24 protein-coding genes and 1 tRNA gene are annotated in these 25,471 nt (G+C 70.9%); 18 read left to right on the top strand and 7 right to left on the bottom strand.

The features are described 5' to 3' along the window. Positions 1-64: 64 nt before the first annotated feature. Positions 65-2,761 (bottom strand): phosphoenolpyruvate carboxylase, encoded by a 2,697-nt coding sequence (locus ACIQTT_RS05535; RefSeq protein ID WP_402787132.1) that lies wholly within the window; start codon positions 2,759-2,761, stop codon positions 65-67. Between the two features lie 82 nt (positions 2,762-2,843). Between ACIQTT_RS05535 and ACIQTT_RS05530 the strand changes: the two genes are divergently transcribed. From ACIQTT_RS05530 to ACIQTT_RS05515, 4 genes are all read left to right on the top strand, one after another. Next, complete coding sequence (locus ACIQTT_RS05530) at positions 2,844-4,007, top strand: Na+/H+ antiporter NhaA (RefSeq protein WP_402787129.1); 1,164 nt, start codon at positions 2,844-2,846, stop codon at positions 4,005-4,007. Between the two features lie 25 nt (positions 4,008-4,032). Next, the gene (locus tag ACIQTT_RS05525) at positions 4,033-4,683 is read left to right on the top strand and encodes a MazG family protein (protein ID WP_402787126.1); all 651 of its coding nucleotides are present in this window, start codon (positions 4,033-4,035) and stop codon (positions 4,681-4,683) included. Between the two features lie 169 nt (positions 4,684-4,852). Continuing rightward, positions 4,853-6,118 carry a histidine--tRNA ligase gene (gene hisS, locus ACIQTT_RS05520; protein ID WP_402791112.1) on the top strand — a complete coding sequence of 422 codons (1,266 nt, stop codon included), beginning with the start codon at positions 4,853-4,855 and terminating at the stop codon, positions 6,116-6,118. Between the two features lie 55 nt (positions 6,119-6,173). Continuing rightward, on the top strand, positions 6,174-6,986 hold the full coding sequence (locus tag ACIQTT_RS05515; RefSeq protein ID WP_402787123.1) for an SGNH/GDSL hydrolase family protein: 813 nt from the start codon (positions 6,174-6,176) through the stop codon (positions 6,984-6,986). Here ACIQTT_RS05515 and ACIQTT_RS05510 read toward each other — a convergent pair. After that, positions 6,955-7,482 carry a VOC family protein gene (locus ACIQTT_RS05510; RefSeq protein ID WP_402787120.1) on the bottom strand — a complete coding sequence of 176 codons (528 nt, stop codon included), beginning with the start codon at positions 7,480-7,482 and terminating at the stop codon, positions 6,955-6,957. The two genes, ACIQTT_RS05515 and ACIQTT_RS05510, sit on opposite strands and share 32 nt — an antisense overlap. 83 nt (positions 7,483-7,565) lie before the next feature. On the opposite strand from ACIQTT_RS05510, the gene ACIQTT_RS05505 reads away from it, so the two are divergent. Then, positions 7,566-8,345 carry a helix-turn-helix domain-containing protein gene (locus ACIQTT_RS05505; protein ID WP_402787117.1) on the top strand — a complete coding sequence of 260 codons (780 nt, stop codon included), beginning with the start codon at positions 7,566-7,568 and terminating at the stop codon, positions 8,343-8,345. Here ACIQTT_RS05505 and ACIQTT_RS05500 read toward each other — a convergent pair. Further along, positions 8,321-9,586, bottom strand: a complete 1,266-nt coding sequence (locus tag ACIQTT_RS05500) for an APC family permease (RefSeq protein ID WP_402787114.1) — start codon at positions 9,584-9,586, stop codon at positions 8,321-8,323. The two genes, ACIQTT_RS05505 and ACIQTT_RS05500, sit on opposite strands and share 25 nt — an antisense overlap. A gap of 43 nt (positions 9,587-9,629) precedes the next feature. Next, the gene (locus ACIQTT_RS05495) at positions 9,630-10,100 is read right to left on the bottom strand and encodes a PaaI family thioesterase (protein WP_402787111.1); all 471 of its coding nucleotides are present in this window, start codon (positions 10,098-10,100) and stop codon (positions 9,630-9,632) included. A 102-nt stretch (positions 10,101-10,202) separates the two neighbouring features. Here ACIQTT_RS05495 and ACIQTT_RS05490 point away from each other — a divergent pair, with 102 nt between their 5' ends. The 10 genes from ACIQTT_RS05490 (at position 10,203) to ACIQTT_RS05445 (ending at position 19,815) form a co-directional block, all read left to right on the top strand. Then, positions 10,203-10,592, top strand: coding sequence for a GntR family transcriptional regulator (locus tag ACIQTT_RS05490; RefSeq protein ID WP_402787108.1), 390 nt, complete (start codon positions 10,203-10,205; stop codon positions 10,590-10,592). Next, positions 10,589-11,623 carry a DUF1648 domain-containing protein gene (locus tag ACIQTT_RS05485; RefSeq protein WP_402787105.1) on the top strand — a complete coding sequence of 345 codons (1,035 nt, stop codon included), beginning with the start codon at positions 10,589-10,591 and terminating at the stop codon, positions 11,621-11,623. Before ACIQTT_RS05490 ends, ACIQTT_RS05485 begins: the two co-directional genes overlap by 4 nt. A gap of 31 nt (positions 11,624-11,654) precedes the next feature. Next, a complete protein-coding gene (locus tag ACIQTT_RS05480; RefSeq protein WP_402787102.1) occupies positions 11,655-12,629 on the top strand; it encodes a CPBP family intramembrane glutamic endopeptidase in 975 nt (324 codons plus the stop codon). 31 nt (positions 12,630-12,660) lie between these two features. Beyond that, positions 12,661-13,320 carry an O-methyltransferase gene (locus tag ACIQTT_RS05475; RefSeq protein ID WP_402787099.1) on the top strand — a complete coding sequence of 220 codons (660 nt, stop codon included), beginning with the start codon at positions 12,661-12,663 and terminating at the stop codon, positions 13,318-13,320. Between the two features lie 116 nt (positions 13,321-13,436). Then, positions 13,437-14,717, top strand: a complete 1,281-nt coding sequence (gene eno / locus ACIQTT_RS05470) for a phosphopyruvate hydratase (protein WP_402787096.1) — start codon at positions 13,437-13,439, stop codon at positions 14,715-14,717. Positions 14,718-14,817: 100 nt separating this feature from the next. Continuing rightward, the gene (locus tag ACIQTT_RS05465; protein ID WP_402787093.1) at positions 14,818-15,291 is read left to right on the top strand and encodes a septum formation initiator family protein; all 474 of its coding nucleotides are present in this window, start codon (positions 14,818-14,820) and stop codon (positions 15,289-15,291) included. Between the two features lie 46 nt (positions 15,292-15,337). Next, entirely contained in the window at positions 15,338-15,880 is a 543-nt protein-coding gene (locus tag ACIQTT_RS05460) for a DUF501 domain-containing protein (RefSeq protein WP_402787090.1), read from the top strand. Beyond that, positions 15,877-17,193 carry a S8 family peptidase gene (locus ACIQTT_RS05455; protein ID WP_402787087.1) on the top strand — a complete coding sequence of 439 codons (1,317 nt, stop codon included), beginning with the start codon at positions 15,877-15,879 and terminating at the stop codon, positions 17,191-17,193. Before ACIQTT_RS05460 ends, ACIQTT_RS05455 begins: the two co-directional genes overlap by 4 nt. Positions 17,194-17,231: 38 nt before the next feature. Continuing rightward, entirely contained in the window at positions 17,232-18,743 is a 1,512-nt protein-coding gene (locus ACIQTT_RS05450) for an NAD(P)/FAD-dependent oxidoreductase (RefSeq protein WP_402787084.1), read from the top strand. 286 nt (positions 18,744-19,029) lie between these two features. After that, positions 19,030-19,815: a cation-transporting ATPase gene (locus tag ACIQTT_RS05445; RefSeq protein WP_402787082.1), complete on the top strand. Its 786-nt coding sequence runs from the start codon at positions 19,030-19,032 to the stop codon at positions 19,813-19,815. 17 nt (positions 19,816-19,832) lie between these two features. Here ACIQTT_RS05445 and ACIQTT_RS05440 read toward each other — a convergent pair. Next, positions 19,833-19,905, bottom strand: a tRNA-Leu gene (locus tag ACIQTT_RS05440). An 88-nt stretch (positions 19,906-19,993) separates the two neighbouring features. Here ACIQTT_RS05440 and ACIQTT_RS05435 point away from each other — a divergent pair. From ACIQTT_RS05435 to ACIQTT_RS05425, 3 genes are all read left to right on the top strand, one after another. Then, positions 19,994-21,241, top strand: coding sequence for an alanine racemase (locus tag ACIQTT_RS05435; RefSeq protein WP_402787080.1), 1,248 nt, complete (start codon positions 19,994-19,996; stop codon positions 21,239-21,241). Next, positions 21,238-22,551 (top strand): D-arabinono-1,4-lactone oxidase, encoded by a 1,314-nt coding sequence (locus ACIQTT_RS05430; protein WP_402787077.1) that lies wholly within the window; start codon positions 21,238-21,240, stop codon positions 22,549-22,551. Before ACIQTT_RS05435 ends, ACIQTT_RS05430 begins: the two co-directional genes overlap by 4 nt. A 91-nt stretch (positions 22,552-22,642) precedes the next feature. Further along, positions 22,643-23,209, top strand: a complete 567-nt coding sequence (locus ACIQTT_RS05425; protein WP_247623022.1) for a LemA family protein — start codon at positions 22,643-22,645, stop codon at positions 23,207-23,209. Between the two features lie 32 nt (positions 23,210-23,241). On the opposite strand, the gene ACIQTT_RS05420 is transcribed toward ACIQTT_RS05425, so the two are convergent. Together ACIQTT_RS05420 and ACIQTT_RS05415 are read right to left on the bottom strand one after the other, a co-directional pair. After that, positions 23,242-24,198: a hypothetical protein gene (locus ACIQTT_RS05420; RefSeq protein ID WP_402787074.1), complete on the bottom strand. Its 957-nt coding sequence runs from the start codon at positions 24,196-24,198 to the stop codon at positions 23,242-23,244. Continuing rightward, positions 24,195-25,451 carry a winged helix-turn-helix domain-containing protein gene (locus ACIQTT_RS05415; protein ID WP_402787071.1) on the bottom strand — a complete coding sequence of 419 codons (1,257 nt, stop codon included), beginning with the start codon at positions 25,449-25,451 and terminating at the stop codon, positions 24,195-24,197. Before ACIQTT_RS05415 ends, ACIQTT_RS05420 begins: the two co-directional genes overlap by 4 nt. Positions 25,452-25,471: the final 20 nt, after the last annotated feature.

Here is a 25,471-nt window from a genome sequence, read left to right as displayed (position 1 = left end):
GGCGCGAGATTTCACTCTAGCGCGCGTGCTCCGCACGCCGTCCCGCCCCCACGATGACGCGCGGTCACCCGGTGTTCTGCAGACCCGCCGCGACACCGCTGACCGACAGCAGCAGCAGTCGCTGCTGCTCGGCATCGGCTCCGGAACCCGTCGCCTCGGCATCCGCCGGCGCACGCAGCGCACGCAGCGCGCGCAGCTGGAGCAGCGAGAGCGCGTCGACGTACGGGCTGCGCAGCTGCACCGCGCGCTGAAGAACGGGCTTGTTCTCGAGGAGTCCCTCACCACCGGTGAGACGGATGACCCACTGGCGCGTGAGGGCCAGTTCGTCGAGCACGAGAGCGGCCAGGTCGTCGCGATCGCCGAGCGCGAGGTACTCGCGGGCGATGCGCTCGTCGGTCTTGGCGAGGCTCATCGCGACGTTGTCGATCATCGTGCGCAGCAGCGGCCACTCGCGGTAGGCCTCGGCGAGCAGGGCCTCGTCGCCGACGGCCTCGAGCGCGGTGCCGAGACCGAACCAGCCGGCGAGGTTGATGCGGGCCTGCGTCCACGCGAACACCCAGGGGATGGCGCGCAGGTCTTCGAGCGACTCGACCGAGAGGCCGCGGCGCGCGGGGCGCGAACCCAGGGCCAGCAGACCGATCTCCTCCATGGGGGTCACGGTGGCGAACCAGGGCGCGAAGCCCTCGGCCTTCACGAGCGAGAAGAAACGATCGCGCGAGGAGCGGTCCATCACCGACGCCACCTCGGCGTACCGGGCCGCGGCACCGCTCGTGCGCTGCTCGACCGAGGGGGAGGAGGCGAGCAGAGTGGCCGCGGCCACCTGATCGATGTGGCGCATCGCGATGGCCGGCTCGCCGTAGCGGGCGAAGATGACCTCGCCCTGCTCGGTGAGCTTGAAGCGGCCGTCGACCGAGTGCGGCGGCTGGGCGAGGATCGCCGAGTTCGCGGGTCCGCCGCCGCGCCCGAGGGCACCGCCGCGGCCGTGGAACAGCGTCAGCTCGATGTCGGAGTCCTGCGCCCACTGCGCGATCTTCTCCTGCGCCTCGTAGAGCGCGAGGTTCGCGGCGACCGGGCCGACGTCCTTCGACGAGTCGGAGTACCCGAGCATGACCTCGAGGCGGTTGCCCGTCTCGGCCATGCGCGCCCGGAACTCGGGGAAGGTCACGGCCTCGGCGAGGATGCCGGGGGCCGCCTGCAGGTCGGCGAACGTCTCGAACAGCGGCACGACGTCCAGCACCGGGGCGTCGTCGCCGAGCGCGTGGCGGGCGAGGCGGTGCACGTTCGCGAGATCGGAGGCCGCCTGGGTGAACGAGACGACGTAGCGGCCGGCGGCCCGCAGACCGCGGTCGCGCTGGATCTCGGCGATCGCGCGGAAGACCTCGAGCACCTCTTCGGTCTGGGCGCTGATCGGCTCGTCCGACTCCAGCTCGGCCAGGGCCGTGGCGTGCACCTGCGAGTGCTGGCGCACCTCGAGCTCGGTGAGGTGGAAGCCGTACGTCTCGACCTGCCAGATGAGGTGCTGCACCCCGCCGAAGGCGTGGCGGCGCGCGCCGGAGGCGGCGAGCGACGCCTGCACCGCGCGCAGATCGGCGAGCAGTTCCTCGGGCGTGCCATAGCGCTGAGCGCCATCGCCCCGGCGCGTCGCCGCGACCCGGTGCGCGAGCAGTAGCAGCACGCGACGGTGCGGTTCGTCGGGGGAGCGTGTGGCCAGGGCCGCCGCAGCATCGGCATCGGCGCCGGCGAAGTCGTTCCACAGGGCGGTGACCTCGGCGCTGGGCGGCGTGGTCTCGGCGTCGAGCGTGAGCGTGCGGCCGATGCGCTCGAGAGCGCGCTCGAGACCGCGGAGCACGTGGTCCGAGGCGATCTGCGATGCCTCGCGGGTGACGGATGCCGTCACGAACGGGTTGCCGTCGCGGTCGCCGCCGACCCACGACCCGATGCGCACGAACGCCGGGACGACCGGTGCGCTGGCGCCGGACTCCTCGCCGCGGAGGGCGTCGTCGATGCGGCGGTAGACGTGGGGGACCGTCGTGAAGAGGGTCTCGTCGAAGACGCCCATGACCGTGCGCACCTCGTCGGTCGGAGACGGCTTCTGCGAGCGCAGCGGCGCGGTGCGCCACAGGGTGTCGATCTCCTCGAGCATGCGGCGGCGGGCACGGTGCTGCTCGGCTCCGCCCGCGCTCGCCGCATCGTGCTGCGTCAGCAGGTCGGAGAGACGGCGGATGCTCGACGAGACGGCGCGGCGGCGGGCCTCGGTCGGGTGCGCCGTGAAGACGGGGTGGAAGCGGAGACCCGCCAGGCGACGGCGCGCCTCCTCGTCGCCGACCTCGGTGCGCAGACGCGCGTAGGCGGTCGCGACGGTGTCGGCGGCATCCTCACGGCCGGGCTGCCCCGCCCGCTCGCGCAGCACGCGCACGCGCTGGTGCTCCTCGGCGAGGTTCACGAGGTGGAAGTAGCAGGTGAAGGCGCGGGCGACCTCGTCGGCGCGGGAGATCGTGAACGACTCGGCGATCGCCGAGGCCCGCTCGAAGGCGTCCGAGGTCGAGTCCTCGTAGGCCTGGATGGTCGCGAGGCGCAGTCGCTCGACGTCGTCGAAAAGATCGTCGCCGCCCGCCTCGCGCAGCACCTGTCCGAGGAGTCCGCCCAGCATGCGCACGTCGGAGCGCATCGCGTCCGGTATGCCCTGCCCCGCCTCGAAGCGCCCGATGACGCGGATGGCTTCGGTGTTGGTGGGCTCGGTGAAGACGTGTTCGGGGGTCACCCGTCGAGCGTATCCCGGTCGGCGGGGCCACCTCGAACGCATGACGGTCTGCGACGTCATGCAGACGCCTAACATGAGGGTGATGCGCATCTCGGTGAATCCCCTTCGCGGGCAGCAGTTCCCGGCCGTCCTCCTGCTGGTGGCAGCGGGGCTCGGTCTCCTTCTCGCGAATCTGCCGACGCACGACCCGATCGCCGCGGCGCTCGACGTGCATCTCGCGGTTCCGGGCACGAGCCTCGACCTCTCCCTCGCGCACTGGGTGTCGGACGGTCTGCTCGCCGTCTTCTTCTTCGTCGTGGCGATCGAACTGCGCCACGAGCTCACCCACGGCGAGCTCGACTCGCCCCGCAAGGCCCTCCAGCCAGCGATCGCGGCGACGGGCGGAGTGCTCGTCCCGATCGCGATCTACCTGCTGATCGCGGGCGAAGGGGCGACGGCATCCGGCTGGCCGATCCCCACGGCCACCGACATCGCGTTCGCGCTCGGAGTGCTGGCGATGTTCGGGCGTGGACTGCCCTCGAGCGTACGGGTGTTCCTCCTCGCCCTCGCGATCCTCGACGACATCATCGGCATCGTCTTCATCGCGGTGCTGTTCGCCCGAGACGTGCAGTGGGTGCTCCTCGGAGCGGCCGTCGTGGGTGTGCTGCTCTTCTGGCTGCTCAGCCGCCGGCTCGGAGCTCGCGGTCACTTCGCCATCGCCGTGACGATGATCGCCGTGGGCGTGGTGTGCTGGGGCCTCGTCGCGGCATCCGGCATCCACGCCACCATCGCCGGGGTCCTTCTCGGCCTCGTCATGGCCCCGACCCCGGCGTCGCGCAGTCGCCACGCCCTCGAACCCACGGTCAACGGTGCGATCCTGCCGCTGTTCGCCTTCGTCGCGGCGTTCGTCGTGATCCCCGCCGTCTCACCGAACGAGTTGTCCCCGGCGTTCTGGGGCATCGTCGTCGCCCTGCCGGTGGGCAAGATCATCGGGATCGGGGTGTTCGGGTGGCTCGCCATGCGCATTCGGCCACGCGGGACCGAGCCGACGCTCCATCTACCCGACCTCCTCGCCGCCGGGTCGCTCGGCGGCATCGGCTTCACGGTCTCGCTCCTCCTCGCGAACCTCGCCTTCGCCGACGACGCGGGCATCCGCGATCAGGCGATCCTCGGCGTGCTCGTCGGTTCACTGCTCTCACTGGTGGTCGCGGGCTTCACCGTCTCGTCGCGCGCACGCCGCCATCGCCGCCTCGCCGCGGCGTCCTGACCACCCTCCGACGGAACGAGGACACATGACCGGCAGGCCCGAGCAGTCGAACGCCGTCGACCCCCTCCGCGCGGCGGCCGACACCATGCGCGCCGTGCGCGAGCGCTGCGTGTGGTCGCAGCAGATCACGCACCGCGACCTCGTGCCCTACCTGATCGAGGAGTCGCACGAGGTGATCGACGCGGTCGAGAGCGGCACTCGCGACGACCTGCGCGAGGAGCTCGGCGACCTCCTGTGGCAGGTGCTCTTCCACGCGGCGATCGCCGCACAGGACCCCGACGACCCCTTCGACATCGACGATGTCGCCGACACCCTGACCGAGAAGATGGTGCGGCGGCATCCGCACGTCTTCGCGGGCGAGACCGCGACCACGCCCGAAGAGGTGCTCGTGCACTGGAACGCCGCGAAGGCGGCCGAGAAGCGCACGCGCACGAGCGTGCTCGACGGGGTGCCCCGGGGGATGCCGGCGCTGGCGCTCGCGCAGAAGCTCACCGGTCGCGCGGCAGGCGCCGGCGTCGAGGCTCCGGTGGCCGACGGCCCGTCGAGCGAGACCGAGCTCGGAGAGGCGCTGCTCGCCCTCGTGGGGCGCGCACGCGCCGAGGGCTGGGATGCCGAGCGGGCATTGCGCGAACGGCTCCGCGCCCTCGAGCAGGACGTGCGGTCCGCCGAGGGCTGAGCACCCCTGGACCGCTGAGTCGTCCCTGGGTCGCTGAGCAGCCCCCTGGGTCGCTGAGCAGCCCTGGGTCGCTGAGCAGCCCTGGGTCGCTGAGCCTGTCGAAGCGTCCCAGGCCCCGCAAGAGACCTGGAAAGATGGAGTCGTGGCTACTGTGAACCCGCCGCGCGGCATGCGCGACATCCTCCCCGCCGACAAGGCCCGCCGTGAGCGCGTGCTCTCCGTCATCCGCGAGCGCTACCGGGCGCACGGATTCGACGAGATCGAGACGCCGGTCGTCGAGGAGTACGCGCGTCTGCACGCCGGCATCGGCGGCGACAACGAGAAGCTCGCGTACAACGTGCTGCGCCGTGGGCTCGATGCCGACGCCATCCGCGAGGCCGCCGACGACCCCGCCGCGCTGTCCGACCTCGGGCTGCGCTACGACCTGACCGTGCCGCTCGCACGCTTCTACGCCAGCAACCGGGCGCAGCTGCCCGCGGTCTTCCGCTCGATCCAGATCGGCGCGGTGTGGCGGGCCGAGCGTCCCCAGAAGGGGCGCTACCGCCAGTTCGTGCAGTGCGACATCGACATCATGGGCGACGACTCCTCGCGGGCCGAGGCCGAGCTCATGGTCGCCTCGCTCGACGCCGTCGACGCTCTGGGGCTCGAGGGGGCGACGGTGCGCATCAACGACCGTCGCGTGCTCGACTGGATGCTCGAGAGCTTCGGCTTCGCCGAGGACGAGCGCCCCGGCGTGCTCATCACGATCGACAAGCTCGACAAGATCGGTCCCGACGGCGTCGCCGCCGAGCTGCGCGAGCGCTCCGCGACCCCGAGCGCCGTCGACGCCTTCGAGGCGTTCCTGCGCCGCCCGCAGACCCGCGAGTACCTGCCCTACGGCGAGGCGCAGATCCGCAAGGCGCTGCCCGCGGACGCCCCCGACGAGATCGTCGCCCACCTCGTGGGCATCGGTGAGGCCGTCGCGGTCGGCCGCGCGTCGGAAAAGACGGATGCCGCCGGCATCCCGCTCGTGTTCGACCCCTTCCTCGTGCGCGGTATGGGCTACTACACCGGTACGATCTTCGAGCTCGCGCACCCCTCGGTCGGCTACTCGCTGGGCGGTGGCGGTCGCTACGACGGCATGATCGGCCGCTTCCTCGGTCAGCAGGTGCCGGCGGTGGGCTTCTCGCTCGGGTTCGAGCGTCTCGTCGACCTCGTGACAGCGGGCGGCGACGACCGTGAGGAGGCGATCGTGCTGGTGCACGACGCCGACGTCCCGGTCGCCGAACTGCTCGCGCACAAGACCGCGCTGATCGCCGAGGGCGCGCGCGTGCGCCTCGAGCGCCGCACGAAGAACCTCAAGGCACTGCTCGAGCGGGCATCCGCCGACGGCTTCACATCGTTCGCGACGGTGTCGGCCGGTGCGGACGCCGTGGAGCGCAAGCCGCTCGCCTGACGGACCGCTCCGCCGCGTTCACGCGGCGTTCACGTCTTCGGGGTCGAATCGGGGCATGGGACGAACACGCCTCCCCATCCTCCTCGGCGCCACCGCACTGACCGCGGGCGTCGCGGTCGGCGGGCGGATGCTCCTCACCCGCCAGGCGGCGATCGCTCGGCGCCGGATCGGCAAGCCGCTGGGGGAGGACTCGCTGGATGCGGACCGCATCTGGCGACGCTCGCTCGACGGTGAGCCGATCGAACTCCTCGTGCTCGGCGACTCGCTCGCCGCGGGACTCGGTGCGGCGCGGCGCAAGGAGACCCTCGGCGGACGTATCGCCAAGGGCATGGCCCTGCGCCTGCACCGTCCGGTGCGGTTGCGCACCGCCGCGATCGTCGGCTCGGAGTCCCCGGATCTCGACGCGCAGCTCGACGGTCTCGCGGCGGGGTACCGGCCCGATGTCGCGGTGATCGTGGTGGGGGGAAACGACGTGACGCATCGTCTTCCGGTCGCGACATCGGTGCGGCATCTCGATGCGGCCGTCCGGCGGCTGCGGGCGCTCGGCGCGGAGGTCGTGGTGGGCACCTGTCCCGATCTGGGTTCGCTGCGTCCTGTGCCGCAGCCGCTGCGACGGATCGTGTCGAGCCTCTCGCGACGGCTCGCGATCGCGCAGACGGATGCCGCGCGGCTCGCCGGAGCCGAACCCGTCGACCTGCGGCGATCGGTCGGCCCGATGTTCTTCGACGAGCCGGAGCAGATGTTCAGCCTCGACCGATTCCACCCCAGCGCACTCGGCTACCGCCGCACGGCAGAGGCCCTGTTACCGGCGGTCTGCCGAGGAGCGCAGCGGTCGGTCAGGACGCGTCCTCGCTCGGCGTCGGGGTGAACGAGGCGGCCCACTCCGCGACGCGGCGCGAGCTCTCCTCGTCGGAGAGGTCCTCCACACGGCTCATGATCGACCAGCGCACGCCGAACGGATCGCGGATGCTCGCGTAACGGTCTCCCGAGACGAAGTGCGAGGGCGCTTCGCGCACCGTCGATCCGGCGTCGACCGCGCGCCCCACCACCGCATCCACGTCTTCGACGTACAGACCCATCGAATAGCAGTCGTCGTCGCCCTCCGGTGCAGGGACCAGGTGGTAGTCGGGGCTCGGCTCGCCGAGCTGGAGCAACCCCGTGCCGAAGTCGAGGTCGGCGTGCGCGACCACGCCGCCGAACTCGGTGACGTCGACGACGCGCGCCCCGAAGATGTCGCGGTAGAACGCGATGGCGTCGGCCGCGTGCGGGATCGCGAGGAAGGGGGTGAGCGAGGTCGCGCTGTGCGGGCGGCCGGCGGTGGTGTGGGTTCCGGTCACGCCGGTGGTGGGGATGTCGGTGGTCATGCGACGACCATACGGCGGTGCGGATGCTGTGCGCTTGAAGATCCGCGACAACCCGTGCCGGCCACGGGATCTAGGGTGGGCGCATGGTGGATCCGACTCGTGGCGTGCTGTATCCCGAGCGTCTGCCGACGTTCCACCGTCTGGCGCCCGACGGGGAGGAGGCCGAGCTCGTGGAGTGGTTCTGGATCCCGGAGTGGCGGCTCCCCGATGGTGACGTCTCCCGCCAGCACATCGTCGGATATCCCGGGGTGAATCTCGTCGTCGAGTACGACGGCGTCACGGTCTCGGGTGCAACGACCCGGGCGTCGTTCCGAGATCTGCGCGGTGAGGGATGGGCGGTCGGTGCGCTCCTGCGTCCGGCGGCGGTCGGGGCGCTCCTCGACGATCCGGCGGCGTTGGTCGACGGCATCCGCCCGTTCCCCGCGCCGGAGCTGTATGACGCGGTCGCGCAGGCGATGCGCTCGGGCGACGGGCATCGGGAGCGCGCGACCGAGGCGTTCGGTGCCTGGCTCACGGCGCGGGTCGGCGCGCTCGACGACGCCTCGCATCAGGCGAACGCGCTCGCGGTCGAGCTGCTGGGGGAGCACGGTGCGAGCTCGCCCGAGGAGGCGGCGACGCGGCTGGCCGTGTCGGTGCGCACGCTACAGCGGATGGCGCACCGCTACGTCGGGGTCGCTCCCGCGGCGATGATCCGGCGTCGGCGCCTGCAGGAGGCCGCGCAGCGCGTGCGCGATGATCCTTGCGCCGACCTCGCGGGGATCGCGGCCGAGCTGGGCTACGCCGATCACGCGCATCTCACCCGCGACTTCCGTGCGGTGCTCGGGTTCGCCCCGCGCGATTACCGATCGGATGCCGGCGGCTGAACGCGAGGTCCTCTCGTGCGCCGGACACGCAGCACGATGGCTCTCCCACCCACGCCGACGAGTACGACCGCAGTGCCGATGAGCGAGGCCAGCACCGGGAGCGTATTCACCAGCACCAGGCACCCGAGCGCGCCCACGACCTGCAGCGCGCGGGGGAAACGGCGGGCCGCGCCCTCCTGCCGGAAGGCCGCGGCGTTCGCGATCAGGTAGTAGAGCAGCACCCCGAACGACGAGAACCCGATCGCGTCGCGCAGATCGGCCACCAGGACGATCCCGATCACGACCACGCCGATCGTGATCTCGGCCCGGCGGGGCACCTGCCAGCGCGGATCGACCTTCGCGAGCACCGCGGGGAGGTCGTGTTCGCGAGCCATCGCGAGGGTCGTGCGCCCGATGCCCGTGAGCAGCGCCAGGAGCGCGCCCAGCGATGCGGTCGCCGCAGCCACGCGCACCACCGGCGCGAGCCACTCGCCGCCGGTCGCCGCGAGCACGTCGACCAGCGGGGCGGGGCTGGTCGCGGCATCCGCCCCCAGCGTGAGCATCACGACGGCCGCGACCGCGCTGTAGACGACGACCGCGCCGGCGAGCGCGAGCAGGATCGCGCGGGGGATCGTGCGCGCGGGGTCCACGACCTCCTCGCCCATCGTCGCGATGCGGGCGTATCCGGCGAACGCGAAGAACAGCAGGCCCGCGCCCTGCAGCACGCCGTACGCCGTCGCATCGGGAAGGGGAGGGGCAGCGCTGGCGGGCGATGCACCGACCCCCGCGGCGACGACGACCGCGAGCCCGATCAGCGAGACCACCACCAGGATGCGCGTGAGCAGTGCCGTGCGCGTCACCCCGAAGCAGTTCACTGCGACGAAGGCGGTGACGGCGACCACTGCGACGGGCGTCTCCCACCCGGCGGGGGCGGAATAGGCGGCGAACGTCATCGCCATGGCCGCGCAGCTCGCGATCTTGCCGATCACGAAGCTCCACCCGGCGGTGAATCCCCACCAGGGGCCGATCTCGGCGCGGGCGTAGGCGTAGGTCCCTCCCGCGACGGGGTGGGAGGCGGCGAGCTGGGCGGATGCGGTGGCGTTCGCGTAGGCGACGACCGCGGCGATCGCCAGGGCGACGGGAAGGCCCGCGCCGGCGACGCCGATCGCGGGCGCCCAGACCGAGAAGACCCCTGCGCCGATCATCGAGCCGAGCCCGATGAACACGGCATCGGAGAGTCTCAGTCGGCGGGCGAGGGGCATCCGGTCATCGTCGCATCGATCGGTGAACGACGGGTGACTCAGGTCACCGACGCGCCTCGGTGACCCGCTTCTTCTCGCGGATGTAGACCTCGCGCCGCACGCGCGCGACGACATCCCCCTCGCGATCGGTGATCTCGGTCTCGAACCACTCGAGCACCTTGCCGCCGCCGTGCGCCTTTCGCCGGATGTCCTCCGCGCGGGCCTGAGACACCGCGAACTCCGCGGTCAGCACGCCGCGCCCGGGCTTGATCAGGTCGATCTCGCCGCGGGTGTCCCACACGACGTAGTCCCGGCCGAGCTGGTGCATCACCAGCATGAAGAAGTAGGGGTCGGTCATCGCCGACATCGACCCGCCGAAGGCCGTCTTGACGTAGTTGCGGGTGAACACGTTGACGTGCAGCTCGACGGTCGCACGGGTCCAGTCGTCGCTGAAGCGACGGACGCGGATGCCGCTGAACAGATTCGGGGCCCACAGGCTCATGCCGATCGCGAGGCGGCGGGGAGTGATGCGCATGGCGCCAGTGTGGCCGAGTGCGCCCGGACGGACGAAGTTCGCTGGAGGATTGCGACAGTTGTTATAGTTCTCCTATAATTACTAGAGAAACAAGGAGGCGGGATGCTCATCAGGGTCGACATCGACAGCACACGGCCGCTGTACGACCAGGTCGCGGCCTCCGTGCGGGCCGACATCCTCGCGGGCACCCTCCGCCCCGGCGACCGACTGCCCTCCGCGAAAGAGGTCGCGGCGGCCCTCGACATCAACCAGCACACCGTGCTGCACGCGTACCAGGGGCTCCGCGACGAGGGGCTCCTCGACCTGCGTCGGGGGAGGGGTGCCGTCGTCGCCGCGTCCGCCGCGCCCCTCGCTGAACTCGCGAGCGATGTCGCAGAGCTCGTGCAACGCGCCGCCCGGCTCGGCGTCTCCTCCGACACGCTCGCCGCACTGATCCGTTCCCATCGCGCCGGTACGCCCGGCGCCGCAGGCCCCGAGGAGGTCACCCCATGACCACGCACCCATCCGCGCAGGCATCCGAGAGCCGTCGTGCCCGTGCGGCGTTCCTCGCCGTCGGTGTCGCGCTTCCCGTCGCGCTCGTCGCGATCGGCTTCGCCGTCATCGCCGCGTGGCTGCCCTCTCTGCCCGACCCCGTCGTCATCCACTGGGGTACCGCCGGGGCGGACGGGTTCGCCGCGCCGACCTCGTACTTCTGGCTGCTCCTCGCGGTCGGTCTCGTGCTGCCGCTCGCGCTCGCGCTCACCTCGTTCGGCGCGTCCCGCGGCAGATGGGGCGCGACGACGCGTCTCATGGGCGGCTTCGCGGCCGGGCTCTCGGCATTCGGCCTGACGCTGTGCCTCGGGTCGCTCGCCCTGCAGCGCGGACTCGACGATGCAGCCGACACCCCCGACGTGGGGCTCGTCCTCCTGCTCGCGTTCGTCGTGCTGGCCGCGGGGACGGTCGCGGGGTGGGCGGTCCAGCCGCGTGTCGTCGACGAGGGGGCCGGCGTGCTCGAAACCCGGCTCGACGTGCGGGTGGCCGACGGCGAGCGGGTCGTCTGGCTCGGCACCACGACGATGCCGAGGGCGGCGCTGCTGTCGATGGCGGGCCTCGCGCTCCTGCTCGCCGTGCTCGCGGCGTACATGCTCGCGGCGGGTGTCGCCGGCGGGTGGGTCGTCGCGATCAGCGTGATCGTGGTGGGCGGTGCGCTCGCCGCGTGCTCCGCGTTCCGCGTGCGCATCACGCCCTCGGGCTTCGCCGCGCGCTCTCTGGCCGGGTGGCCGAAGTCGGTGATCCCGATCGACCGGATCGTCTCGGCGCGCGCCGTCGATATCTCCCCGTTCGGCGACTTCGGCGGATGGGGATGGCGAATCGCCTTCGACGGCCGTCGGGGCATCGTGATGCGGCGTGGAGCGGCGATCGAGGTCGAGCGTCGCGACGGCAAGCCGTTCATCGTCACGATCGACGGCGCCGAAGAGGCGGCGGCGCTGCTTCAGGCGTACGCCGATCGCCATCGAACCGACCATGACCGATCCGACCGCTGACCGATCCCACCGCTGACCGAGAGGCCCCCTGATGTCCCGCGAGTATCCCTTCCCCACCCGGCGCGTGCCCTGGAGCGCGGTGATCGTGTTCGTCGCGCTCGCCTGCGGTCTCGCGTGGCTCGTCGCGCTACCGCTGTGGCTCGGCGCCGGGCTCGCCTCGCCGCTCACCCCGGTGCTGCTGCCGGTGATGATGTTCACCCCGGCGCTCGCCGCGCTCATCGTGACCTTCGCCCTGCGCGTGCCCGCCCCGGGCGGCCGTGCTCGATTCCTCGGACTCTGGCCGCTCCGCCCGGCGAAACGCGTCGTCTGGCTGATGGTGGCGGGATGGCTGGTCCCGCCCGTGCTCGTCGTGCTCACGATCCTCGTCGCCGCCGCCCTCGGGTTCGTGCAGATCGATCTCGCCTTCGGTGGCTTCGCGGCGCAGGTCGCCGCGCTGCTCCCGCCGGGCACCCCGGTGCCGCCGATCGAGATGCTCGTCATCGCGCAGTTCGCGATGATCCCGGCCGGCGCCCTGTTCAACAGCCTTCTCGCGTTCGGCGAGGAACTCGGGTGGCGCGGGTGGCTCCTCCCCGCATTGAGACCGCTGGGCACCTGGCCGGCCCTCCTCCTCAGCGGAGCGATCTGGGGGCTGTGGCACAGCCCGATCATCCTGCTCGGGTACAACTTCGGCCGCATCGATCTCACGGGCGTGCTGCTGATGGTCACCGGATGCGTCGCCTGGGGCATCGTGCTCGGATGGCTGCGGCTGCGGTCGGCCTCCGTCTGGCCGGCGGTGCTGGCGCACGGCGCGCTCAACGCGGCCGCCGGTCTCGTCGTGGTCGTCGCGGCCTCGACACCCGACATGGCGCTGGCCGGCCCGCTCGGGGTCGCCGGGTGGATCGTGATCGCCGCCGTCGTGCTCGTGCTCGTCGTCACCGGCCAGTTCCGCCATCAGCCCGAACTCGCCGACGCGCACGGCCGACTGCTCTCGGTACCGCGTGAGGAGGGCGTGAACGCACCCTCTTGACGGTGCCGGGTGCGGCGGGTTGGCTGAGGCCATGGAATCCACACCGCAGACCTGGTCGGACGCCGACGTCTTCCTCGCCGACACCCTCGTCGGGCACGACGACGCGCTGGAGGCCGCGCTCGCCGCGCAGCGTGCGGCGGGCCTTCCCGAGATCGAGGTCGCGCCCGTCGGCGGCAAGTTCCTCCATCTGCTCGCGCGCCTCAGCGGCGCGCGTCGGGTGCTCGAGATCGGCACGCTCGGTGGATATTCGACGATCTGGCTCGCCCGGGCGGTCGGCCCCGAGGGGCGCGTCGTGACCGTCGAGGCCGAGTCGGCGAACGCCGCCGTCGCGCGGTCGAGCATCGATGCCGCGGGCGTGGGAGAACGCGTCGACATCCGGATCGGGCGGGGTGCGGATGTGCTGCCGACTCTCGTCGGCGGGTTCGACCTGGTCTTCATCGACGCCGACAAGGAGTCGAACACGATCTACCTCGACTGGGCCGCGAAGCTCGGTCATCCCGGAACCGTGATCGTGCTCGACAACATCGGCCGGGAGGGCGAGATCGTGCGCGAGGACTCGAGCGATCCGAAGGTGGTCGGCACGCGCGAGGGACTGCGGATGCTCGGCACCGATCCGAGATTCGACGCGACCGCGCTGCAGACCGTGGGCATCAAGGGATGGGACGGGGTGGCGATCGCCCTGGTCGTCTGACGTTCGGCTGCCGTTCGCCCCGGGAGGGCTTCGGAGCGTCCGAGGGGGCGGGCTAGACTGAGCCTCGGATCGAAGACGCTCCACAACACTTTTCCCCCTGAACAAGGAGCACATCAGTGGCACTGATCGAGGCTGTAGGCGCACGTGAGATTCTCGACTCGCGCGGAAACCCGACCGTCGAGGTGGAGGTGCTCCTCGACGACGGCATCGTCCAGCGTGCCGCCGTCCCCTCCGGTGCCTCCACGGGTGCGTTCGAGGCGTACGAGCTGCGTGACGGCGACAAGAGCCGCTACGGCGGCAAGGGCGTGCTGAAGGCCGTCGAGTCCATCATCGACGAGCTCGGCCCGGCCCTGGAGGGCGTCGAAGCCAGCGAGCAGCGCATCGTCGACGAGATCCTCATCGAGGTCGACGGCACCGAGAACAAGAAGCGCGTCGGCGCGAACGCCATCCTCGGCGTCAGCCTCGCCGTGGCGAAGGCCGCGGCCGACTCGGCCGATCTGCCGCTGTTCCGCTACCTCGGGGGACCGAACGCCCACGTCCTGCCCGTTCCGCTGTTCAACGTCATCAACGGTGGCGAGCACGCCGACAACGGCATCGACATGCAGGAGTTCTTCCTCGCGCCGATCGGCGCCGAGACGTACTCAGAGTCCCTGCGCTGGGGCGTCGAGACCTACCACGTGCTGCGCAGCGAGCTGAAGGCGGCCGGCTACGCCACGGGCCTCGGCGACGAGGGCGGCTTCGCTCCCGACCTGCCCAGCAACCGCGAGGGACTCGACTTCCTCGTCAAGGCGATCGAGAAGGCCGGTTTCACGCCGGGTCGCGACATCGCGCTCGGCCTCGACGTCGCCGCGACCGAGTTCTTCACCGACGGCGTCTACCGCCTCGACAACAAGGACTGGGACGCCGAAGCCCTCACCGAGTACTACGTGGGCCTCGTCAACGACTTCCCGATCGTCACGATCGAGGATGCTCTCGCCGAGGACGACTGGGACAACTGGAAGCACCTCACCGAGGCGCTCGGCTCGAAGGTCCAGCTCGTCGGAGACGACCTGTTCGTGACGAACCCGGCCCGCCTGGCCGAGGGCATCAAGCGCGGCGTCGCCAACTCGCTGCTGGTCAAGGTCAACCAGATCGGAACGCTCACCGAGACGTTCGACGCGGTCAGCCTCGCGCAGCGCTCGGGCTACACGGCGATGCTCTCGCACCGTTCGGGCGAGACCGAGGACACCACGATCGCCGACCTGGTCGTCGCGACGAACGCGGGTCAGATCAAGGCGGGTGCGCCTGCTCGCAGCGAGCGCGTCGCGAAGTACAATCAGCTTCTGCGCATCGAAGAGGAGCTGGGCGACGCGGCGGTCTTCGCCGGCCGCTCGGCGTTCCCGCGCTACCAGGGCTGATCGCAGCTGAGACATCGACGAAGGAGGAGCCGTGGTACGACGACCGGCTCCTCCTTCGGCGTCTCCGGGGCCGTCCGCGACGGCATCCCCGAAGGGTCCCGTGACGAAGACCGCGAAGCGTCGCGGACGTGCGGCCGAGGCGAAGGTCGACGTGCGGGAGTGGGCCGCCGGCATCCGCCTCTCGGCGTTCTCGGTGATCATGCTCTCGCTCGTGGTCCTGGGGGCCTGGGTGCTCGTGCCGACGCTCGGGACGTTCATCGACCAGCGCCAGAAGATCGCGGCGCTCGAGGCCTCGGTGCAGGTGAGCGAGGAGCAGATCGCCGCGCTCGAGAAGGAGCGCGAACGCTGGGAGGACCCGGCGTACATCACCACGCAGGCCCGGGAGCGCCTCTACTACGTCAAGCCCGGCGAAGTCGTCTTCCTCATCGACAACGACCTCGAGGCCACCGATCTCCCGCGCGAGCAGGGTCCCGTGAGCGACACGCTCGAGGAGAAGCCGGCCGACTGGATGCCGCAACTCCTGCGCACCCTGGTCTCGAGCGGTCTGAGCGACACCGCTGCCGTCACGCAGTGACCCCCGCTCCGAGCATCCTCTCGGCAGCCTCCCCTACGCTGGTGGGGTGACCACGCCGCCTTTCCCCGCGCCCACCGCCGCCGAACTCGCCGTCGTCTCGGCACAGCTCGGGCGCCCCGTCCGCGGCGTCGTCGGCATCGCCGCACGCTGCACGTGCGGTAACCCGACCGTCGTCTCCACGACGCCCCGGCTCCCCGACGGCACCCCGTTCCCGACGTTCTACTACCTGACGCACCCGGCCGCGACGGCCGCGATGTCCACGCTCGAGGCCACGCAGGTGATGCCCGAGTTCGCTGCGCTCCTCGAGAGCGACGACGACGTGGCCGCGGGCTATCTCTCCGCGCACCGGTCCTACCTGTCCGACCGCGCGCAGTTCGGCGAGGTCGCCGAGATCGAGGGGATCTCGGCCGGGGGGATGCCGACGCGCGTGAAGTGCCTGCACGCGCTGGCCGGCCACGCGCTCGCGGCGGGTCCCGGAGTCAACCCGATCGGGGATCTCGCTCTCGCCCGATCGAGCTGGTCGCCCGAGGTGTGCCGCTGCGAGGTGCCCGGAGCGGCGCTCCGCGACAAGACGGATCCGTCGGCGTGACGGTCCGGCGGACGCTGCGCACCACCGCCGCGGCGGCGCTGGTGGCGGTGTCCGTCCTGCTCCTGGGCGCGACGGCGACTCCGACTCCGGGACCGGGCGCCGGTCCCGTGCCCGATGACCCCACGGATCCGGTGCGCGCGCAGGAGTACTGGCTCGACGGTGCACGGATTCGCGAAGCCTGGCAGACCACGCGGGGTGAGGGCGTCACGATCGCGGTGATCGACACCGGGATCGGCAAGGTGCCCGAGGCTTTCGGCGACGCGGTCGTCGGCGGTACGGACGTGTCGGGAACGGGATCGCCCGACGGCCGCACCGCGCTGGGTGCGGTCGACGGCAATCACGGTTCCTGGGTCGCGTCGCTCGCCGCCGCCCGTGGTGCTGCCGACGGCACCGGCATGATCGGGGTCGCCCCCGAAGCGAATCTCCTGTCGATCTCCGTCGGCTTCGGTGCCGCGGCCGCCGTGCCCTTCAGCGAGCAGGTCGCCGAGGCGATGCGCTGGGCGGTCGATCACGGCGCCGACGTGATCAACCTCTCCTTCACCACGAACACGCTCGACTGGGATGAGAGCTGGGACGACGCATTCCTCTACGCCTTCGACCACGACGTCGTCGTCGTGGTCGCGGCCGGCAACCGGGGGAGCGGCACGAGCATCATCGGTGCTCCGGCGACCATCCCGGGCGTGCTCACGGTCGGCGGCGTCGACCAGACCGGCACGGCCAGCGTCGAGGCGTCGACCCAGGGCATCACGATCGGCATCTCGGCCCCGAGCGAGGGGCTGCTCGGAATCTCGGCCGACGGCAGGCTCGCCTCCTGGAACGGCACCAGCGGTGCGGCGCCGATCGTCGCGGGCATCGCCGCGCTGATCCGGTCGGCCCATCCCGACATCAAGGCCATCGACGTGATCAACCGCATCATCAAGACCGCGATCCCGGTGCCCGGTGTCACGGAGGTTCCCGATCCGCTCTACGGTTACGGACTCGTGGATGCCGCGGCGGCGATCTCCGCCGATCTCGCCGCCGTCGACAAGAACCCGATGGGGGATCTCGCCGAGTGGGTGCGGCTGTACCGCCGGGCCGCCGCGACCGATCCCGAGCCGGAACCCGAGGCGACGCCGGTGCAGGTTCCGCCGCTCCCCGCCGCCGATGCGCCGACCGAAGCGGGTTCTCCGCTCCTTCCCAGCGCCGATTCACTGCGCTACGGTACCCTGCCGCTCGTCGCACTCACAGTCCCTGGTATCCTGGTGGGGCTTGGCGTCACCGCAGCTGCCCGGCGCATCCGATCGGCGCGCGTTCGACGTACGCCACATTCCTGACTCCGAGGAGTTGTCCCCCTGTGCCTCAGAACAGCACTGTGCCCAAGATTCTGATCGTCGGTGGAGGCTACGCAGGCTTCTACAGCGCATGGAAGCTCGAGAAGCACCTGCGCAAGGGCGAAGCCGACGTCACCATGGTCGACCCGCTGCCGTACATGACGTACCAGCCGTTCCTGCCCGAGGTCGCCGCAGGCTCGATCGAAGCGCGTCACTCGGTCGTCGCGCACCGTCGCCACCTCAAGCGCACGAACGTGATCACCGCCAAGGTGACCAACATCAACCACGCCGAGAAGGTGGCCACGATCACGCCGCCGTCGGGTGAGCCGTACGAGTTCGCCTACGACCAGATCGTCGTCACCGCCGGTGCCGTGTCGCGCACGTTCCCGATCCCGGGCATCGCCGACAACGCGATCGGCCTCAAGACGATCGAAGAGGCCGTCGCGATCCGTGACCGCGTCATGTCGAACTTCGACAAGGCCGCGTCGCTGCCCGCCGGTCCCGAGCGCGACCGCCTGCTGACGGTCGTGGTCGTCGGTGGCGGGTTCGCCGGTATCGAGGTCTTCGCCGAGCTGCGCTCGCTCGCCTCGTCCCTGGTCGGCAAGTACCCGCAGCTGAGCTTCGAGGACACGCACTTCCACCTCATCGAGGCGATGGGCCGCATCATGCCCGAGGTCTCGCTGCCCACGAGCGAGTGGGTGCTCAAGGATCTCGCCAAGCGCGGCGCGAACGTGCACCTCGACACGCAGCTCACGGGCGCGGTCGACGGCAACGTCGAGCTGTCGACCGGCGAGGTCATCCCGACCGACGTCATCGTCTGGACCGCCGGTGTCATGGCGAACCCGACCGTCGTGCGCGGCGGCGACCTGCCCGTCGAGGAGCGCGGCCGCATCCAGACCCGTGCAGACCTGCGCGTCGGCACCCCGGAGGCCTTCGTCGAGGGCGCCTGGGCCGCCGGTGACGTCTCGGCCGTCCCCGACCTCTCGGGTGGTGGCGTCGGCGGCTTCTGCGTGCCCAACGCCCAGCACGCGGTGCGTCAGGCCAAGCTGCTCGCGAAGAACCTCGTGGCCGTCCTCCGTGGTGAGGACCCCAAGGAGTACTTCCACAAGAACATGGGCGCCGTCGCCGGTCTCGGCCTCTACAACGGTGTCTTCCAGTCCGGGAAGATCGCCCTCAAGGGCTTCGTCGCCTGGGTCGCGCACCGTGGCTACCACGGTCTCGCGATGCCGACGTGGGAGCGCAAGTGGCGCGTGCTGTGGGGCTGGTGGAACAACCTGTGGCTCGGTCGCGACATCGTGAACCTGCAGACCGTGCAGAACCCGCGCTACGTCTTCGAGGAGTTCGCCGCTCGTCCGCGTCCGGCCGCTCCGGCCGCAGCGCCCGCCGCCGAGACGGCTCCGGCCAAGACGGATGCCGCAGCCGAGAAGGCCGACAAGGCTCCGGCTGACAAGGCTCCGGCTGACAAGGCTCCGGCGAAGAAGGCTCCGGCCAAGAAGCCCGCCGCGAAGAAGCCGGCTGCCGAGAAGGCCGCCGAGCCCGCCGCAGCGAAGTAATCCGCGTCATCGAACGCCCCGACTCCCGCCCGGAGTCGGGGCGTTCGTGCGTCAACCCGTATTCGCACGGGGCTCATAGGAGCGATCGCTACTCTCGAGCATGCAAGGGGAGTACTCCCGTCTGCGGTGGTGTCGTCATTACGGACATGTCGATGTGTCCCGGCCCACCGGCCCCGTCCGGGGTGGAGGAGACCTGGCGTCCGCCGTCGCGGACAGCCGTGGATCCCTCGTCTCCTCCCGTCGTGGTTCCCGTGGTCGTCCGCACACGACCCGAAGGAATCGCATCATGGGAAAGCTCTCCCGCCTCATCGGAATGGCCACGCAGGCGCTCGACCTCGACTCCGGTGATCGCCGCCGGGATCAGGCCGCGCCGCAGACCGCGGCTCCGCGACAGCCGGCGCGCGGCCACGACCCCTACTCGCCGCCGCCCGCGCCGGGAGCGTATGCCGACGCTCCGCGTGCCGGCGCCGCGGCCTCCGACGCCGACCGCGCGGCGATCGCGCGCTACGACTACCTGATGCAGACCGCCGACCCGCAGCGCATCGAGCAGATGCATCGCGAGGCGTTCGAGCGCCTCACGCCGGCGCAGCGCGCACAGATCGAGGACCGCATGCGCGCGGAGCTCCCTCCGCACGAGCGCCCGGCATCCGACTCGGTCGACAATCTCGCTCGGGCGGCCGGCCGCGCCGAGGCGGCGAAGCCTGGACGGATGCGCGGGCTGCTCTCGCGCGTCCGCGGTGGCGGTCGCGGGCTCGGCGCGGCGGGTGCCGTCGGTGGCGCGGCGGTCGGTGTCCTCGGCGCGGTCGCGGGCGGTGCAGTGCTGAGTACCGTCGCCGGACCCCTGCTCGACCAGGCGGCGAACCTGGGCGTCGACTTCACGGCTCTCGCCGAGGGCGTCGACCTCGAGGCGATCGCAGCGGGCATCGACGTCGACGGCTTCGCGGGCGCGGCCGAGGGCGTCGTCGGATCGGCCGGAGAGGCGGTCAGCGGGCTGGGCGAGACGGCGAGCGGGTGGGGCGACAAGCTCGGAGAGCTCGGGCTGCCCGACATCCGCGATCTGTTCGGGCGGTGATCCGCGACCACGAGGAGTGCCCCCGCTGGGACTCGAACCCAGACTGAAGCGATTTTAAGTCGCCTGCCTCTGCCATTGGGCTACGGGGGCCTCGTCGTGGCCAGCCTATCGAAGCCTCCGTGTGCGATCCGGTTCCGCGATCCGTGACCCTGAGTCCGAGAAGCCGTAGGGTGGGGGAGTGCTCGACCTCACAGCCGAACTGAGCCCCGATCCGCACCGAGCCGTGGTGGCCCCCGAATGGGAGGACTCCGCGAGGTACTGGCCGCGCCTGTCGGCCGCGACCGCGCATCTGCCGGCTCCGGTCGCGGTGATCGATCGCGACGCGCTCCGCTACAACGCCATGGACATGCTGGTCCGGGCGGGCGGTCTGCCGATCCGGGTCGCGTCGAAGTCGGTGCGCGTGCGAGCCGTACTCGACGCGGTGCTGGCACTTCCGGGATACCGGGGGATCCTCGCCTTCACGCTTGCCGAGGCGCTGTGGCTGGCCGAGACGCACGACGACATCGTCATCGGCTATCCCACGGTCGACCGGGCCGCACTCGCGCGGCTCTTCGCCGATGAGCAGGCGGCCCGGCGCGTCACCCTGATGGTCGACGACCCTGCGCACCTCGATTTCATCGACAGCGTCGCCGGTCCCGGTCATCGGCCGGAGGTCCGCGTCGCGATCGACGTCGACGCGTCGTGGCGCTCGGCCCTGCTCGGTCACATCGGGGTTCGCCGCTCGGCCCTCTTCAGTGCGGGTGAGGTCGCGGCGTTCGCCCGCGAAGTGGCGGCACGCCCCGGGTTCCGGCTGGTCGGGTTGCAGATGTACGACGCCCAGATCGCCGGGCAGGGCGACGACGCAGGGTCGGATGCTCCGCTCATCCGTCTCGTCCAGGCGCGTTCCCGGGCCGAGCTGCGGGAGCGCCGGGCCGCCATCGTCTCGGCGGTCGCCGAGGTTGCCCATCTCGACTTCCTCAACGGCGGCGGCACGGGTTCGCTCGAGTTCACGGCGAGTGACGAATCGCTCACCGAGGCGAGCGCCGGGAGCGGTCTTCTCGGAGGCCACCTCTTCGACGGGTACCGCTCGTTCCGACCCGCTCCGGCCTCCGCGTTCGCGTTCGACGTGGTGCGACGCCCCGCCGCTGACATCGCCACCGTTCTCGGCGGGGGATGGATCGCGTCGGGTCCGCCCGTCGCCTCCCGTCAGCCCCGACCGGTGTGGCCGGAGGGTCTGCGCACCCTGCCGAGGGAGGCCGCGGGTGAGGTGCAGACGCCGCTGCAGGGCCCCGCTGCCGCCGCGCTCAGCGTCGGCGACCGCGTCTGGTTCCGGCATGCGAAGAGCGGTGAGCCGGCGGAGCGCATCGATCGCTATCAGCTCGTCTCGGGCGACGAGATCGTCGACGAGCTGCCCACCTATCGCGGCGAAGGAAAGGCGTTCCTGTGACGAGAATCGGCGGCACCTGGCAGAACTGGGGGCGGTCGGCATCCGTCAAGCCCGTCCGTGTCGAGCGCCCGCGCACGCCCGAAGGGGTGCAGCGCGCCGTCGTGGCCGCCGCCTCGCAGGGGCTGACGATCAAAGCCGTCGGCGCCGGGCACAGTTTCACCGGGATCGCGGTCGCCCCGGGCGTGCTGCTCGAGCTCGACGATCTGCAAGGCCTGGTGTCGGCGGATGCCACGACCGGCCGGGTGACCCTGCTCGCCGGCACCCGACTGCATCGCATCCCGGGTCTGCTCGCACCGTTCGGCCTCGCGATGGAGAATCTGGGCGACATCGATCGGCAATCCATCTCCGGCGCGATCTCCACGGGCACGCACGGCACCGGCACCGGATTCGGCGGGCTCGCGACGCAGGTCGTCGGCGTCACCCTGGTGACCGCCGCCGGTGAGTTCCTCCGGGTCGACGACGAGCAGAACAGTGAGCTGCTGCCCGCCGTCGCGCTCGGACTCGGAGCGCTCGGCATCATCGTCGAGGTGACACTGCAGTGCGTGCCGGCCTTCGTGCTGCACGCCGTCGACGCGCCTGCACCGTTGGCGGACGTGCTGGCGACGCTGCACGACCGTGCGGCGGCATCGGATCACTTCGAGTTCTACTGGTTCCCGCACACCGACGTCGCGCTCACGAAGCGGCAGACCCGTCTCGACGAGTCGGCGGTGCGCAGGCCGCTTCCCCGCGTGGGCAAGTGGGTCGACGAGTCGCTGCTGTCGAACGGCGTCTACCGCGCGGTGTGCGCTGCCGGTCAGGTGGTTCCCGCCGTGACGCCGCCCTTCAGCCGGCTCGCCGTGAAGCTCACGGGCGACCGGGAGTACACCGACCTCTCGCACCGGGTGCTCACGCAGTCGCGCAACGTGCGCTTCCGTGAGATGGAGTATGCGGTGCCGGCGGAGCGGATCGTGCCGGTGTTCCGTGCCGTGCAGGCCCTGATCGCCCAGCGCGGGTGGCGCATCGAGTTCCCCCTCGAAGTCCGTTTCGCGGCGGAGGACGACCGCTGGCTGTCGACGGCCTACGGGCGCCCCAGCGCCTACATCGCGGTTCACCGGTATTGGCGAGCCGACCCCACGGAGTACTTCGAGGCGGTCGAACAGATCATGCACGAGCACGGCGGTCGACCGCACTGGGGCAAGCTGCACACCCTGAGCGCCGATCAGCTGCGCGAGAGGTATCCCCGGTTCGACGATTTCGTCGCGCTGCGCGACAGGCTCGACCCCGATCGGCTCTTCCGCAATCGGTATCTCGACCGCGTTCTCGGAGCCTGAAAGCATTCACAGGTCGGAGACGCGTCATGCCCAGTCCACGTGCAGGAGCGATGGATAGGATGAAGGAAACACGAGGAAGGGTGGGCCTCTGATGGAATGGCTCGTGCCGGTACTGATCATCGTCGGCGTGATTCTGCTGGTCGGAATCTATCTGTGGGCCACGTACAACTCGCTGGTGCAGTTGAACGTCCGCGTCGACGAGGCATGGAGCGGCATCACCGTCCAGCTCAAGCGTCGAGCCGATCTCATCCCCAACCTCATCGAGACCGTCAAGGGCTATGCCTCGCACGAGAAGGCCGTCTTCGAGAACGTGACCCGTGCGCGCGCCGAGACCCTCTCCGCCAGCGGACCCGGTGCCGCCGGGATCGCCGAAGGTCACCTGCAGCAGGCCCTGCGCAGCCTGTTCGCCGTCGCCGAGGCGTATCCGCAGTTGCAGGCCAGCACCAACTTCCTCCAGGTGCAGCAGGCCCTCGTCGACACCGAGGACAAGATCCAGGCCGCGCGCCGGTTCTACAACGGCGGGGTGCGCGAGCTCAACACCAAGATCAAGGTCTTCCCGAACAACCTCTTCGCCAAGGGGCTGGGATTCACTGAGCGCGAGTTCTTCGAAGTCGCCGACAGTGGTGCGATCTCCGAGCCGCCGCGCGTCCAGTTCTGACCGCGTTCCGTTCCCGCTCTCGTGAATGACCCTCACCACACGGTGAGGGTCATCTCGTCTCCGGAGAAGGCCACGTCGCCGCGGACCGCCCAGTTCTCGCTGCGATAGGTGGTCGTGCGGGGCGCACTGCCGTCGTGAGCCGTACCGGTGAGGGTCGCCACGAGCTTCCCGCCAGTCGCGGTGAAGCTCGCGCCATCGTCGGTGAGCACCAGGGTCGGCATCGTCTCGATGCGGAACGCGGCGTCGTCGACCGTGCGGAATTCCGTGCCCCACGGGATGCGGATGCCGCAACCGTCAGCGGGGAGGGCGGTTTCGGCTGCGCACGCCTCGAGGAGTTCGTCGAGTCGCTCCTGCGCTGCTTCCGTCGCTTCGGGGCGCAGCGATGCGTCGACCTCGACGTGGTCGGTTGCGCCCGGAAGCGCCACGACAGCGATCGAGCCCGTCAGATACGCGGTCGGCGCGGCCGCGACCGTGTAGACGGCAGGGATGAGGGAGAGCGCGTCGGAGGCTTCGAGCACTGTGTCTCCGATCGAGACGGCCGAGCCCACGGTCGTCGAGACCGTCACCTCGGCGAGACCCGATCCATCCGGCACCCACCGCCCGTCGGAACGAACGAGCGCGAGGTCGGCCTCGTGCTCGGTCTCTCCCAGCACGAACGACACGTGTGCCGTCGCGCTCGATCCCGTCTGGTCGACCGAGATCACGGTGGCCTCGGAGACGAGCGAATCCGCGCCGTCGAACGCCTGCAGCGCCTCGTCCGACACCTCGACCCCGGTGCCCTGCACGGCCGAGGATTCACCGGACTCCAGCGCACGGAGGTACGCGTGCGCGGCATCCTCGGCGGAGTCGGCCCGCGACTGCGACTGCCAGATCACGATGCCCGCGGCGACGAGGAGCACGAGCACGATCACGACGACGAACCACACCCAGGGCCGGGTGTTCCGACGCTGCGCGCAGGGGCGCCGATCCGTCGTGCTCTGGTCGGTCATCTCACGACCTCCCGTGCGTGGACGTGCCGACGCACGACGCCCCCGAGGGTGTGCAGTGCGTCGTGGATCGCGTCGGAGGCGTCGCCCCAACCCGACACCGACACGTGCTCGAGACCTTGCCAGGCGGCGGCGAGAGCGAGCTCGCGGGCGATCGGTTCGGCATCACCGGGCCGGGCCTGCGGCTCCCACCACACCGACTGCACCTGCAGCGTGGAGGACGAGCGATCGGCCTTGAGGTCGACGCGGGCGACGATGCGGTCGCCGACGACGACGGGAAGCGAGTAGTAGCCGTAGCGACGCTTCTCGGCCGGGACGTAGATCTCGATGCGGTAGTCGAGGTCGAAGGTACGCAGGGCGCGATCGCGGAACCATACGACGGGATCGAACGGGGTGAGCAGGGCGGCGGTCCCGACCGTACGGGGGAGGACGCTGTCTCGATGCCGCCAGGCGGGAAGCGGGCGCCCGGCACGCTCCCACCCGCGGACCTGCACGGGAACGAGCTCCCCGTCATCCGAGAGATCGACGATCGCCTGGGACACCGCGGCCCGGTCGCGGATGCGGTAGTAGTCCGCGAGATCGGACTGCGTCGCGACGCCGGACGAACGGGCGGCCCGTCGCACGAGTTCTCGGATCGCCTCGGAGCGGGGGATCGTCTGCGCGCGCACGTCGGCGGGGATCACGTGCTCGGCGAGGGCGTACGTGCGCTCGAATCCCTTGCGGCCGCTGATCGCCACGTCTCCCGTGCGCCAGAGGTGTTCGAGAGCGAGCTTGACGTCGTCCCAGTCCCACCACGTGCCGCGCTCGCGGGGCGCATCGTCGCGGAGGTCGACGGGACGCAAAGGGCCGCGGGTGCGCAACTCGTCCTGCACCCACGCCAGAGTGCGCGCGTTCTGGCTCGTCCAGGAGTCGGCACCCGACCAGCGTCGCCGGAAGTCGTCCATCCGGAACTGCCAGAGCGGCCAGTCCTCGATCGGGATGAACGTCGCCTCGTGGGCGAGGTACTCGACGTAGTGCGTGGCGCGAGAGAGGAACACGCGGTCGAGGAGGGACGGATCGTAGGCGCCCAGCCGGGAGAACAGGGGCATGTAATGCGACCGGGCGAAGACGTTGACCGAGTCGATCTGCAGCACGCCGAGCCGCTCCATCGCCCGGTGCACGTGCCGCGCGGAGACCGCCGTCGGTCGCGCACGGGTGAAGCCCTGAGCGGCGAGGGCGATGCGTCGTGCCTGGGTGGCGCTGAGGGTTTCGGTCACGACGGAAAGCGTAGCCCCGG

The organism is Microbacterium sp. NPDC090225 (assembly GCF_044772365.1).
GTDB lineage: Bacteria > Actinomycetota > Actinomycetes > Actinomycetales > Microbacteriaceae > Microbacterium.
Note: the sequence above shows the minus strand (reverse complement) of the source record. Positions and strands in the feature narration are given on the sequence as shown.